General features: G+C 55.7%; 13 protein-coding genes. 11 read left to right on the forward strand and 2 right to left on the reverse strand.

The genetic code is table 11. The annotated features are described in order from the left end of the window. Nucleotides 1–464 precede the first annotated feature (464 nt). The 7 genes from rpmH (at nucleotide 465) to WFK85_RS09480 (ending at nucleotide 5953) form a co-directional block, all read left to right on the forward strand. Nucleotides 465–605, forward strand: coding sequence for a 50S ribosomal protein L34 (gene rpmH, locus WFK85_RS09450; RefSeq protein ID WP_003849659.1), 141 nt, complete (start codon nucleotides 465–467; stop codon nucleotides 603–605). 17 nt (nucleotides 606–622) lie between these two features. Beyond that, the gene (rnpA, locus tag WFK85_RS09455; protein ID WP_008460645.1) at nucleotides 623–982 is read left to right on the forward strand and encodes a ribonuclease P protein component; all 360 of its coding nucleotides are present in this window, start codon (nucleotides 623–625) and stop codon (nucleotides 980–982) included. Next, nucleotides 946–1203 (forward strand): membrane protein insertion efficiency factor YidD, encoded by a 258-nt coding sequence (gene yidD / locus WFK85_RS09460; protein WP_071530513.1) that lies wholly within the window; start codon nucleotides 946–948, stop codon nucleotides 1201–1203. The genes rnpA and yidD overlap by 37 nt, the downstream gene beginning before the upstream one ends. Nucleotides 1204–1205: 2 nt before the next feature. Beyond that, the gene (gene yidC, locus WFK85_RS09465; protein WP_336706624.1) at nucleotides 1206–2849 is read left to right on the forward strand and encodes a membrane protein insertase YidC; all 1644 of its coding nucleotides are present in this window, start codon (nucleotides 1206–1208) and stop codon (nucleotides 2847–2849) included. A gap of 77 nt (nucleotides 2850–2926) precedes the next feature. Beyond that, complete coding sequence (mnmE, locus tag WFK85_RS09470; RefSeq protein ID WP_336706626.1) at nucleotides 2927–4291, forward strand: tRNA uridine-5-carboxymethylaminomethyl(34) synthesis GTPase MnmE; 1365 nt, start codon at nucleotides 2927–2929, stop codon at nucleotides 4289–4291. A gap of 319 nt (nucleotides 4292–4610) precedes the next feature. Then, nucleotides 4611–5369, forward strand: a complete 759-nt coding sequence (locus WFK85_RS09475) for a 4'-phosphopantetheinyl transferase family protein (RefSeq protein WP_008460638.1) — start codon at nucleotides 4611–4613, stop codon at nucleotides 5367–5369. 17 nt (nucleotides 5370–5386) lie between these two features. Beyond that, nucleotides 5387–5953 (forward strand): NADPH-dependent FMN reductase, encoded by a 567-nt coding sequence (locus WFK85_RS09480; protein WP_008460636.1) that lies wholly within the window; start codon nucleotides 5387–5389, stop codon nucleotides 5951–5953. A 59-nt stretch (nucleotides 5954–6012) separates the two neighbouring features. Here the strand turns inward: WFK85_RS09480 and WFK85_RS09485 are convergent, their stop codons facing one another. Next, nucleotides 6013–7344 carry an NCS2 family permease gene (locus tag WFK85_RS09485; protein ID WP_336706628.1) on the reverse strand — a complete coding sequence of 444 codons (1332 nt, stop codon included), beginning with the start codon at nucleotides 7342–7344 and terminating at the stop codon, nucleotides 6013–6015. A gap of 168 nt (nucleotides 7345–7512) precedes the next feature. Here WFK85_RS09485 and yieH point away from each other — a divergent pair, with 168 nt between their 5' ends. Then, entirely contained in the window at nucleotides 7513–8178 is a 666-nt protein-coding gene (yieH, locus tag WFK85_RS09490) for a 6-phosphogluconate phosphatase (RefSeq protein WP_166994834.1), read from the forward strand. A 160-nt stretch (nucleotides 8179–8338) separates the two neighbouring features. Here the strand turns inward: yieH and WFK85_RS09495 are convergent, their stop codons facing one another. Next, on the reverse strand, nucleotides 8339–9097 hold the full coding sequence (locus WFK85_RS09495) for an SDR family oxidoreductase (RefSeq protein WP_166994835.1): 759 nt from the start codon (nucleotides 9095–9097) through the stop codon (nucleotides 8339–8341). Between the two features lie 119 nt (nucleotides 9098–9216). Here WFK85_RS09495 and WFK85_RS09500 point away from each other — a divergent pair, with 119 nt between their 5' ends. The 3 genes from WFK85_RS09500 to WFK85_RS09510 all read left to right on the forward strand — a co-directional run bounded on the left by WFK85_RS09500 (nucleotide 9217) and on the right by WFK85_RS09510 (nucleotide 11977). After that, nucleotides 9217–10116 carry a LysR family transcriptional regulator gene (locus WFK85_RS09500; protein ID WP_008460628.1) on the forward strand — a complete coding sequence of 300 codons (900 nt, stop codon included), beginning with the start codon at nucleotides 9217–9219 and terminating at the stop codon, nucleotides 10114–10116. A gap of 55 nt (nucleotides 10117–10171) precedes the next feature. After that, nucleotides 10172–11230 (forward strand): inner membrane protein YhjD, encoded by a 1059-nt coding sequence (gene yhjD, locus WFK85_RS09505; RefSeq protein WP_008460626.1) that lies wholly within the window; start codon nucleotides 10172–10174, stop codon nucleotides 11228–11230. A gap of 90 nt (nucleotides 11231–11320) precedes the next feature. Next, complete coding sequence (locus WFK85_RS09510) at nucleotides 11321–11977, forward strand: DapH/DapD/GlmU-related protein (RefSeq protein ID WP_008460624.1); 657 nt, start codon at nucleotides 11321–11323, stop codon at nucleotides 11975–11977. The last annotated feature ends 123 nt before the right edge of the window (nucleotides 11978–12100 follow it).

The raw sequence follows: 12100 nt of genomic DNA on the forward strand, positions 1-12100 counted from the left end.
TGGATCACGATCGGGACCGCGGATCATAGCCTAAAGCGCGGCAGAGATCTTCTGTTTCTCACAGATTCTTCACGAATTATCCACAGGGAAGTTTTGAGCGGGTTAAGTGTAATCGATCCTGCCACACGTGCAGCGTATAACCGTCTCATATTGGAAAATTTAATGACTAGCGCACAAATATCGCTAAAGAGATCTGATGAAGATCCTCGTGGATCCTTGCGCTTTCACGGTAAGCCCGTATAATTCTCAACCCGTCGCGTAATGCCGCTGTCATTCAGCGGAGATCCGGGCCTCTTTTCGGGGTCAAAAAGGGCGCAGCAGTAAGGGAATTGAATTGACTCCGGAGTGTACAATTATTACAATCCGGCCTCTTTAATCAGCCACACTGAAGCGTAAGTCGTTCGCAGACCCTGTTGGGCATTACGCAAATCCAGTGAAATTTAATAGTTTAGGTAGAAATCGCCATGAAACGCACTTTTCAACCGTCTGTACTGAAGCGCAACCGTTCTCACGGCTTCCGTGCTCGTATGGCTACTAAAAATGGTCGTCAGGTTCTGGCACGTCGTCGTGCTAAAGGCCGTTCTCGTCTGACCGTTTCTAAGTAATAAAAGCTAACCCCTGCGTGGTTAAGCTAGCTTTTCCCAGGGAGTTACGCTTGTTAACTCCCCATCATTTCACATTCGTCTTCCAGCAGCCACAACGGGCTGGCACGCCGCAAATCACCATTCTCGGCCGCCTTAATTCGCTGGGGCATCCCCGCATCGGTCTCACCGTCGCTAAAAAAAACGTAAAACGCGCCCACGAACGCAATCGGATTAAACGTCTGACGCGTGAAAGCTTCCGTCTGCGTCAGCACGAACTGCCAGCAATGGATTTCGTGGTAGTAGCGAAGAAAGGGGTTGCCGATCTGGATAACCAGGCTTTATCGGAAGCATTGGAAAAGTTATGGCGCCGCCATTGTCGCCAGGCTCGCGGGTCCTGATAGCCCTTATCAGGGTCTATCAACGCCTGATTAGTCCGCTTCTCGGGCCGCATTGCCGTTTCACCCCAACCTGTTCTCACTACGGAATTGAGGCCTTGCGCAGGTTTGGAGTGTTAAAAGGCAGTTGGTTAACGATGAAACGCGTACTAAAATGCCACCCTTTGAACCCTGGTGGAGACGATCCCGTTCCGCCCGGACCTTTTGATACCAGAGAACACTAACGATGGATTCGCAACGCAATCTTTTTCTCATCGCTTTGTTGTTCGTGTCTTTCATGATCTGGCAAGCCTGGGAGCAGGACCACGCTCCTCAACCTCAGGTGCAGCAGACCACGCAGACCACGAACAGCCAGGGTAACGCCGCTAACCAGGGTGTGCCGGCCAGTGGCCAGGGAAAACTCATTACGGTTAAAACTGACGTTCTTGAACTGACCATCAACACCCGCGGTGGTGATGTAGAACAAGCGCTGTTGCCAACCTACCCGAAAGAGCTGAAATCCTCAGAGCCGTTCCAACTGCTGGAAACCACGCCTGAATTTATCTACCAGGCGCAGAGCGGCCTGACCGGTCGTGATGGCCCGGATAACCCGGCGAACGGCGATCGTCCGCTGTATAACGTCACTGCCGATACCTTCGCACTGGCGGATGGCCAGAACGAACTGGTTGTCCCGATGACGTATACCGACGCCGCTGGCAACACCTTCACCAAGACCTTCACCCTGAAACGCGGTGAGTTCTCTGTCGGTGTGGACTACAACGTGAAGAACGTGGGCGAGAAACCGCTGGAGCTGGCGACCTTTGGTCAGCTGAAGCAGTCCATCAACCTGCCTTCTCATCGCGACACCGGCAGCAGCAACTTTGCGCTGCACACCTTCCGTGGTGCCGCGTACTCCACCCCGGACGCGAAATACGAAAAAGTTAAGTTCGACAACATCGCTGACGGTGAAAACCTGAACGTCAACGCCAACAGCGGTTGGGTGGCGATGCTGCAGCAGTACTTTGCTACCGCATGGGTGCCGCATACTCAGGGCGCGAACAACTTCTACACCACCAAGCTGAGCAACGACGTTGCGGCGATTGGCTACAAATCTGCTTCTCAGGTAGTCCAGCCAGGCCAGACCGCTCAGATGGGCAGCACCCTATGGGTAGGTCCGGAAATTCAGGACAAAATGGCAGCCGTTGCGCCACACCTTGACCTGACCGTAGATTACGGCTGGCTGTGGTTCATCTCTCAGCCGCTGTTTAAACTGTTGAAATTTATCCACAGCTTCATCGGTAACTGGGGCTTCTCCATTATCGTTATCACCTTTATCGTTCGTGGCATCATGTACCCGCTGACCAAAGCGCAGTACACCTCGATGGCCAAAATGCGTATGCTGCAGCCAAAACTGGCGGCCATGCGTGAGCGTATCGGTGACGACAAGCAGCGTATGAGCCAGGAAATGATGGCGCTGTACAAAGCTGAGAAGGTTAACCCGCTGGGCGGCTGCTTCCCGCTGATCATCCAGATGCCAATCTTCCTGGCGCTGTACTACATGCTGATGGGCTCCGTTGAACTGCGCCACGCGCCGTTTGCACTGTGGATCCACGACCTGTCTGCACAGGACCCATACTACATCCTGCCGATTCTGATGGGCGCCACGATGTTCTTCATCCAGAAGATGTCGCCGACCACCGTAACCGACCCGATGCAGCAGAAGATCATGACCTTTATGCCGGTCATCTTCACCGTGTTCTTCCTGTGGTTCCCGTCAGGTCTGGTGCTGTACTATATCGTCAGCAACCTGGTGACCATCCTTCAGCAGCAGCTGATTTATCGCGGTCTGGAAAAGCGTGGCCTGCATAGCCGCGACAAGAAAAAGACCTGATAATATTTGGCGTTAAGCTTACGAAAGGCGGTCGATTGACCGCCTTTTTCTTTTTGATTCAAGGTCTGAGATAAACGATGAGCAATCATGACACTATCATTGCCCAGGCTACTCCGCCGGGGCGTGGCGGCGTAGGCATCCTGCGTATTTCCGGCCGCCAGGCGCGCGAGGTCGCAGAGGCGGTGCTCGGTAAGCTGCCGAAGCCGCGCTACGCGGATTACCTTCCCTTTCGCGATGCCGACGGTAGCGCGCTGGATCAGGGCATTGCACTGTGGTTTCCTGGCCCGAATTCCTTTACCGGTGAAGATGTTCTCGAACTGCAGGGGCACGGCGGCCCGGTCATCCTCGACCTGCTGCTAAAACGCATTCTGGCGCTGCCGGGTTTACGCATCGCCAACCCCGGTGAGTTTTCAGAACGCGCTTTCCTGAACGATAAGCTCGACCTGGCGCAGGCAGAGGCGATTGCCGACCTGATCGATGCCAGTTCCGAGCAGGCCGCTCGTTCAGCGCTTAATTCGCTGCAGGGGGCTTTCTCCGCGCGTATTAACCACCTGGTGGAAGCGCTGACTCACCTGCGTATTTACGTGGAAGCGGCTATCGATTTCCCGGATGAAGAGATCGACTTCCTCTCCGACGGTAAAATCGAAGCCCAGCTGCATCTGGTCATTGGCGATCTTGACGCGGTACGCGCCGAAGCCCGCCAGGGCAGCCTGCTGCGTGAAGGCATGAAAGTCGTTATTGCCGGGCGTCCAAACGCCGGTAAATCCAGCCTGTTGAATGCGCTGGCCGGGCGTGAAGCGGCTATCGTCACCGATATCGCCGGCACCACGCGTGACGTCCTGCGCGAACATATCCACATCGACGGAATGCCGCTGCATATCATCGATACTGCGGGCCTGCGCGAAGCCAGCGATGAAGTTGAACGCATCGGGATTGAACGTGCCTGGAAAGAGATTGAGCAGGCGGATCGCGTGTTGTTCATGGTGGACGGCACCACCACCGACGCCGTTGACCCGGCGGCGATTTGGCCTGATTTCATCGCCCGTCTGCCGGAGCGTTTGCCGATTACCGTGGTGCGCAATAAAGCGGACGTCACCGGCGAAACGCTTGGCCTGAGCGAAGTAAATGGTCACTCACTTGTTCGTCTTTCCGCCCGTACCGGGGAAGGTGTTGACGTGCTGCGCGCGCATCTGAAAGAGAGCATGGGCTTCGAAACCAACATGGAAGGCGGCTTCCTCGCCCGCCGCCGTCACCTGCAGGCGCTTGAGCAAGCCGCTGAACACCTGCAACAGGGCAAAGCCCAGCTGCTGGGTGCCTGGGCCGGAGAATTGCTGGCAGAAGAGCTGCGCCTGGCGCAGCAGAACTTAAGTGAAATCACCGGCGAATTTAGCTCTGACGACCTGTTAGGGCGCATCTTCTCTAGCTTCTGTATCGGGAAATAACCCTTACCGCCGCCCCGCGTCACACTTCAGAATGCGGGGCATTTTCCTCATATTTAAAATACTTCATCATTTCAAGACGATGTCTTCAGAACGACATTTTTAAGTGCTCCACTTATGCAAACCACTAAGAATTTTCCCAGGATTGAATATATAATATATTGCTCAAAAAATAGTTCATGCTATTGAAGAGCATCAATGACAGCGCATTGAGCCAGAGACTACTCTTCGATCCCTGACAAGATTCAGGATCGGACGCGGAGCGCTGTTTCAGCCACCCGAAACAGCATGACATCGACTGACCATTATCAAGGAGCGACAAATGGCGACGCATTTTGCAAGATGGGCTCTGAACCCTCCCAACCTCACTTCACCCCGACTGAACGACGAAATTCTTAACGCCGCCAGCCTGATGCCAGAACATCGCCGCACGCGCTATCTCGCGTCGCGTACGCTGGTCGCAGAGATGATGTTTATGCTGTACGGTACCCAGCGCCTGCCGCAAATCATTACGTCTACCGCAGGTCGCCCGCGCTTTGCCGACGCCGAACTGCCGGATTTCAGCATCGCCTACGCCGGTAACATGGTGGGCGTGCTGCTGGCAACCGAAGGGCGCTGCGGGCTGGACATGGAGCTTCGCCGCAGTTTCCAGGCCCCGTCCCCGGTTGTGCCACCGTCTCAGTCCAGCAGCAGCGAAATGACCTGGATCAATAACCAAAACGATCCCAACGAAGCCAGAACCCAGCTGCATACGCTGCGGCGCAGCGTCCTGAAACTAACGGACAATCCCCAGACCAGCCTCAGCACACTACAATTATTGCCAGGCTCTGGTCGTCTGCGCGTCATAAACGAGCCGCATATTGAAGCTATCAGCGATGCGGAAGATATCCTCATCTGGGGCTGTGCCGTGGCGCCAGGCGTGGAGCGCCTGAAGCTGTGGGAATTCGACGGCCAACAGGGCTGGAACGCCCTGCCGGATGCCGAAGCTCGCAGCCGAAGCGCTCAGGCGCGCATCATTCGCCTGACGGGTATATCATCAGAGGCAGCAACGCCGCATAACACATTTTCCCGAACGTCCTGACACATAAAGGAGTACCAATGTCTGATTCGTTGAAGATAGTGACTTTACTGGGGAGCCTGCGTAAGGGTTCATTTAACGCGATGGTCGCCCGTACGCTGCCGAACATCGCCCCGGCAGGCATGCAGATAGATGCCCTGCCTTCCATCGGCGATATCCCGCTGTACGATGCCGATATCCAGCAAGAAGACGGTTTCCCGCAGAGCGTGGAAGCCATTGCCGCACAAATCCGCCAGGCTGATGGCGTGGTGATTGTGACGCCGGAATACAACTATTCCGTGCCGGGTGGCCTGAAAAACGCCATCGACTGGCTTTCTCGCCTGCCTGAACAGCCGCTCGCCGGCAAGCCAGTGCTGATTCAAACCAGCTCCATGGGCGCTATCGGCGGCGCGCGCTGCCAGTATCACCTGCGCCAGATCCTCGTTTTCCTGGACGCGATGGTGATGAACAAGCCTGAGTTTATGGGCGGCGTGATTCAGAACAAAGTCGACCCGCAGAGTGGCGAAGTGGTGGATCAAAGCACGCTCGACCATCTGACCGGGCAGCTCACCGCCTTTGGCGATTATATCAAGCGCGTTAAAGCCTGATTCCAGGCCAAAAAAAACGCCAGTCGCATGACTGGCGTTGTTGTTTTTAGCGTCTGGCTTTAATCAACGAACACAATTTTCAGCACAAACAGCAGCGCCACGATGATCACGCACGGGCTCAGCTCGCGCCAGCGGCCGGTGCCCAGCTTCATGACACAGTAGGAAATAAAGCCCAGCGCAATACCTTCAGTAATCGAGAAGCTGAACGGCATCATCACCGCGGTAACAAACGCCGGTACCGCTTCGGTCAGGTCATCCCACTTCACGCGGGCCAGGCTGGAGGTCATCAGCACGCCAACGTAAATCAGCGCCCCGGCGGCCGCGTACGCAGGCACCATGCCCGCCAGCGGTGACAGGAAGATAACCAGCAGGAACAGCAGGCCAACCACAATCGCGGTCAGGCCGGTGCGGCCCCCGACGGAAACGCCGGATGAGCTTTCGATGTAGGCAGTAACGGAAGAAGTCCCGAAGAACGAGCCGGTCACGGAAGAGATACTGTCCACGAACAGCGCCTGCTTCATGCGCGGGAACTTGCCCTTCTCGTCGGTTAACCCGGCTTTGTCCGTGACGCCAATCAGGGTGCCGGAGGAGTCAAACAGGTTCACCAGCATGAAGGAGAAGATCACGCCTGCAAGGCCCAGATTCAGCGACCCGGCTAAATCCACCTGCCCGACAACGCTGCTCACGCTCGGCGGCGCAGACACGATGCCGTGGTATTGCACGTCGCCCAGCAGCCAGCCCAGCAGCGTGGTTACCACGATAGAAACCAGCACCGCCGCGTGAATATTACGGGAAGCGAGAATCGCAATGATAAAGAAGCCCAACGCCCCCAGCAGCACGCTGTGGGAAGTCAGGTTCCCGATGCTGACCAGCGTCTCTTTGTTGGCCACGATGATCCCGGCATTTTTCAGCCCCATCATGCCGATAAACAGGCCAATACCGCTGGTAATGCCAACGCGCAGGCCAAGCGGGATATTCGCAATCATCCAGTAGCGAACGCGGAAGATGGTCAGCAGCAGCAGGCCTACGGCGCCCCAGAAAATCGCGCCCATGCCGACTTGCCAGGACAGACCCATCGCGCCGACGACCACGAAGGCGAAAAAGGCATTCAGGCCCATCGCCGGTGCCAGTGCCACCGGCAGGTTGGCAAAAAGCCCCATCAGGATGCTGCCAAAGGCGGCTATCAGGCAGGTGGTGACGAATACCGCCTGGGTATCCATCCCGGCCGCGCCAAGGATCTGCGGGTTAACAAAAACAATGTACACCATCGTCAGGAAGGTGGTGAACCCGGCGATCACCTCGGTGCGGGCGTTAGTACCGTGTTCGCGTAATTTGAACGCGCGTTCGAGCAGCCCCGGGGTTGTTTCCGGAGTGGACTGTGGTTGGCTCATTATCGGTTTCCGAACTAAAAGAGGAAAAAATACGCCGCTATCCTATACCAAAATTGGCGGGGGATAACGCAAATCATCCACTTTTTTCGCTGAAATTACCGCAACGGGATCGATTGCGTTGCGCAAAAAGCATAGAGTAAACGTTAAACCAAAGAGAAAGGAAATGGCATGTCCCGGATAGAAGCGGTGTTTTTTGACTGCGATGGAACGCTGGTCGACAGCGAGGTCATCTGCTCCAAAGCCTACGTACATATGTTTGCGCAATATGGCATTCAACTTGCGCTCGAAGATGTCTTCAAGACCTTCAAAGGCGTCAAACTCTACGAAATTATCGACACCATCAACGCTGAGTACGGCACCAGCCTGCCTAAGCTCGAGCTGGAAGTGATCTACCGCGCCGAAGTTGCCCGCCTGTTTGACAGCGAACTTCAGGCAATCGCCGGGGCGAACACGCTGTTGGCGCAAATCAATAAGCCGATGTGCGTGGTATCCAACGGCCCGGTCAGCAAAATGCAGCACTCTCTCGGCAAGACCGGAATGCTCGGCTACTTCCCGGATGCCCTGTACAGCGGCTACGACATTCAGCGCTGGAAGCCGGACCCGGCCCTGATGTTCCACGCGGCGGAACAGATGAACATGGACGTAGAGCGCTGTATTCTGGTGGATGATTCTATGGCAGGTGCGCAGTCGGGCATTGCGGCAGGCATGGAGGTGTTTTACTTCTGTGCCGATCCGCATAACAAGCCGATCGACCATCCGAAGGTGACGACGTTTACCGATTTGGCTGAGTTACCGGGCTTGTGGAAAGCGCGCGGCTGGGAAATTACGGCGTAGAAGTTGCCCCTCATCCCGGCTCTCTCCCCAAAGGAGCGAGAGGGAAATACCCCCCTTCCTTCTGGCTGCTCGATTGCACGGAAGCAGACGGCGGTCGATCCCCTCTCCCTTTTAGAGAGAGGGTTAGAGTGAGGGTCACCTGCCGGGAGCGGTCAAAAAACTAAAGGAACATCCCGCCGGAAACCTCAATCCGCTGCGCGTTCATCCAGCCCGTCTCATCACTAAGAATCGCCGCAATCGCATCACCGATATCGTCCGGCTGACCTACACGCCCTAATGCGGTTTGTGCTGCAATCGCCTTCGAAACGTGTTCGTTGTCGCGCACAATACCGCCGCTGAAATCGGTGGCAATAGCGCCTGGCGCAATAATATTCACCGCAATCCCACGCGATCCCAGCTCTTTGGCCTGGTACTTGGTCAGCACTTCCATCGCCCCTTTCATCGTGGCGTAGGCGGCTTTACCCGGCAGCGAGAAGCGGGTCAGGCCGGTGGAAACATTCAGAATGCGGCCGCCGTCTTTAATCAGTGGCAGCAGGCCCTGAGTCAGGAAAAAAGGCCCTTTAAGATGGATGTTCATTATTTCATCGAACTGTGCTTCGGTGGTCTCGGCAAACGATGCTTCAAGACCTATCCCGGCGTTGTTCAATAAATAATCAAACGTGTTTCGCTGCCAGACCTCGCGCAACGTTTCTTTCACCTGCTCAACAAACCCAGCGAAGGTAGAAGAATCACCGACGTTTAGCTGGATTGCGGCCGCTTTCACGCCTTTTTGCTCAATTTCGCGCACAACATCTTCGGCTTCCTGGCGCTGGCTATTATAGGTCAGCAGAATACCGATTCCGCGTGCAGCCAGCTTCAGCGCTGCGTTTTTGCCTAAACCACGGCTGCCGCCGGTCACTAAAGCGATACGTTGACTCATGATAAACCTCTTATTTGGCTGTCAGGACATTGAGATACAGCTTATTAGCTGATACAAAATCAATAAATATGGCCAAATGCGCATCACTGTTTCATCTTCAGCAACAATGTGGTGATACGATGGATAAAATACACGCAATGCAGCTTTTCGTGCGGGTTGCGGAGCTGGAGAGCTTTACCCGCGCCGCGGACACGCTTGGGCTGCCGAAGGGCAGCGTTTCTCGTCAGGTCCAGGCGCTGGAAACCTCACTCGGCACGCGCCTGCTGCACCGCACCACTCGCCGGGTTCAGCTCACCCAGGACGGAATGGTCTATTACGAACGCTGCCGCGACCTGTTAACTAACCTCGATGAACTCGACGGCCTGTTCCAGACCGATCCCGCCAGCGTCAGCGGGCGCATCAGGATCGATATGCCGGTTACGCTGGCGCGCGGCTTGATCATCCCGAAACTGCCGGGATTTCTGCAGCAATATCCAGGCATAGAGCTAGAGCTTAGCAGCAGCGACAGAATGGTGGATGTCGTCCGGGAAGGGTTTGACTGCGTGGTGCGCGTGGGCCACCTCAAAGACTCAGGTCTGGTAGCCAGGCCGCTGGGGAAATTCACCATGATCAACTGCGCCAGCCCCGACTACCTCAGCCGCTTTGGCTATCCCGAAAGCCTGGACGACCTGGCTTCGCATGCCCTGGTGCATTACGCTCAAAATCTCGGCACCCGCCCACAAGGCTTTGAAGTCTGGCTGGATAAAACAACGCAGTGGGTGAAAACCGGTGGCCTGATCACCGTTAACAGCACGGAAACCTACCAGGCCGCCTGTGTCGCCGGGCTGGGGATCATTCAGGTACCTCGCGTGGGCGTGAAAACCCAGCTCAAAGAGGGCACTCTAGTGGAAATTTTGCCTCAGTACCGCGCCGAGCCGATGCCGATTTCGCTGCTTTATCCGCATCGCCGCAACCTCTCCCGGCGAGTGCATTTGTTTATGGAATGGCTCACTGACGTACTGAAAGCCTATGTCGATTAGCGTTATGACTATAATTTCCTTAAGATCCTGCCACAGCAAAAGGAAAATTGACCCGATGACGACGCCGGATAACCGCGAAAAACGCCCAACCCACGAGCTCGAGTATGAGCCTGTTATACCTATCGAAACCCAGCAGGATGAAGCCCCAGGCGAGCCCGCAGAGAATGAACCGCTGGTGAAGCTTAAAACCAGTAACGCCGCGGTGAACAGCACCATATCCGCGGTCAACAAAACGGTCAGGCAGCCGATGGTTGCCCACCTGCTCCGCGCCGCAGAACGCTTTAACGACCGGCTGGGGAATCAGTTTGGCGCCGCCATTACCTACTTCTCGTTTCTGTCACTGATCCCCATCATGATGGTGGCCTTCGCGGCAGGCGGTTATGTGCTTGCCTCTCACCCGACGCTGCTCGAAGACATTTTTGCCAAAATCCTTGAGAACGTCAGTGACCCGACGCTTGCCGCCACCCTGAAAAACACCATCAATACCGCGGTTCAGCAGCGCACCACCGTTGGCCTGGTCGGGCTGCTGATTGCGCTTTACTCCGGCATTAACTGGATGGGCAACCTGCGTGAAGCGGTGCGCGCTCAGTCGCGGGATAAGTGGGAACGTAGCCCGCAGGATCAGGAAAAATTCTGGGTAAAATACCTGCGTGATTTTATCTCATTGATTGGACTACTGATTGCGCTGATCGTTACCCTGTCTATTACCTCGATTTCCGGCTCGGCCCAGACGCTGCTGATCGGCCTGCTGCACCTGGGCGATATCGAATGGCTGAAACCGGTCTGGCATCTGGTCGGCCTGGCGATTTCTATTTTTGCCAACTATCTGCTGTTCTTCTGGATCTTCTGGCGTCTGCCGCGCCATCGCCCGCGCCGCAAGGCGCTGATTCGCGGCACGCTGATTGCGGCCATCGGCTTTGAGGTGATCAAAATCATCATGACCTACAGCCTGCCGAAGCTCGTCAGTTCCCCTTCCGGGGCCGCTTTTGGCTCGGTGCTGGGGCTGATGGCCTTCTTCTACTTCTTCGCCCGCCTGACGCTGTTCTGCGCGGCCTGGATTGCCACCGCAGAATACAAAGACGACCCGAGGATGCCGGGAAAAACGCATAAATAATCCTGTCATGATTGCCGGTCAGGATAGGTGGCCTGCCGACCTTCAGGTTAGCAGGTCCACTTGTCTAAACCTCCGACCAGAGAACATGCCATGACAACTGCCTCCGTACCCAAACTCCAAAAAACTGTTATTGACCCCAGCGTTCGCCTGCGCGAAACACACATCGGCGAACAGTGTGAAGTACTCGCCAACAGCGTGCTGGAATACAGCACCCTCGGCGACTTCTCCTACCTCGGGGAACACTGCTGCGTAGCCGACAGCGAGATCGGTAAATTCACCGCCATTGCCAACCACGTTCGACTTGGCGCCCCCAATCACCCGATGGATCGCCCGTCACAGCACCGCTTTACCTACTGCCCCGAGTACTACGCCACTGATGTTGGCCGGGATACCTCATTCTTTGCGCATCGCCGCGAGGACCGGGTGATAATTGGTAACGACGTGTGGATTGGCCACGGTGTTATCGTCCTGCCCGGCGTGACAGTAGGTGACGGCGCTGTACTGGCCGCGGGCGCGGTGGTCAGCAAAGATGTGCCGCCGTACACCATCGTTGGCGGCGTGCCAGCGAAACCTATTCGCAGCCGTTTCCCGCAGGAGGTGGCTGAAAGCCTGGGGCGTATCGCCTGGTGGGACTGGCCGCTGGAGAAATTAATGGCGCACCTGCCGGAATTTCAATCCGGTGAGATAGCCAGTTTTTGCGCTCGCTGGGACAAGCCGACCAACTCAGCAGATAAATCTAACTGGTAACTTTTATTTAACCTAAAACCAGTTTTATTCTCTATTTTGAAAATTTTGTGAAGCATTTCATAGAAGGTTACGGGCAGGCTTAAAAATTATCCACTTAATGCGCGTTTTTTGAGCCATTTCGCC

It is taken from the genome of Cedecea sp. VD22, assembly GCF_037150195.1.
In the GTDB taxonomy this organism is placed as follows: domain Bacteria; phylum Pseudomonadota; class Gammaproteobacteria; order Enterobacterales; family Enterobacteriaceae; genus Cedecea.

Excerpts from the sequence above, each read along its gene's own strand:
- rpmH (WP_003849659.1), top strand. The coding sequence starts at position 465 with ATGAAACGCACTTTTCAACCGTCTGTACTGAAGCGCAACCGTTCTCAC.
- yidD (WP_071530513.1), top strand. The coding sequence starts at position 946 with ATGGCGCCGCCATTGTCGCCAGGCTCGCGGGTCCTGATAGCCCTTATC.
- yidC (WP_336706624.1), top strand. The coding sequence starts at position 1,206 with ATGGATTCGCAACGCAATCTTTTTCTCATCGCTTTGTTGTTCGTGTCT.
- mnmE (WP_336706626.1), top strand. The coding sequence starts at position 2,927 with ATGAGCAATCATGACACTATCATTGCCCAGGCTACTCCGCCGGGGCGT.
- WFK85_RS09475 (WP_008460638.1), top strand. The coding sequence starts at position 4,611 with ATGGCGACGCATTTTGCAAGATGGGCTCTGAACCCTCCCAACCTCACT.
- WFK85_RS09480 (WP_008460636.1), top strand. The coding sequence starts at position 5,387 with ATGTCTGATTCGTTGAAGATAGTGACTTTACTGGGGAGCCTGCGTAAG.
- WFK85_RS09485 (WP_336706628.1), bottom strand. The coding sequence starts at position 7,344 with ATGAGCCAACCACAGTCCACTCCGGAAACAACCCCGGGGCTGCTCGAA.
- yieH (WP_166994834.1), top strand. The coding sequence starts at position 7,513 with ATGTCCCGGATAGAAGCGGTGTTTTTTGACTGCGATGGAACGCTGGTC.
- WFK85_RS09495 (WP_166994835.1), bottom strand. The coding sequence starts at position 9,097 with ATGAGTCAACGTATCGCTTTAGTGACCGGCGGCAGCCGTGGTTTAGGC.
- WFK85_RS09500 (WP_008460628.1), top strand. The coding sequence starts at position 9,217 with ATGGATAAAATACACGCAATGCAGCTTTTCGTGCGGGTTGCGGAGCTG.
- yhjD (WP_008460626.1), top strand. The coding sequence starts at position 10,172 with ATGACGACGCCGGATAACCGCGAAAAACGCCCAACCCACGAGCTCGAG.
- WFK85_RS09510 (WP_008460624.1), top strand. The coding sequence starts at position 11,321 with ATGACAACTGCCTCCGTACCCAAACTCCAAAAAACTGTTATTGACCCC.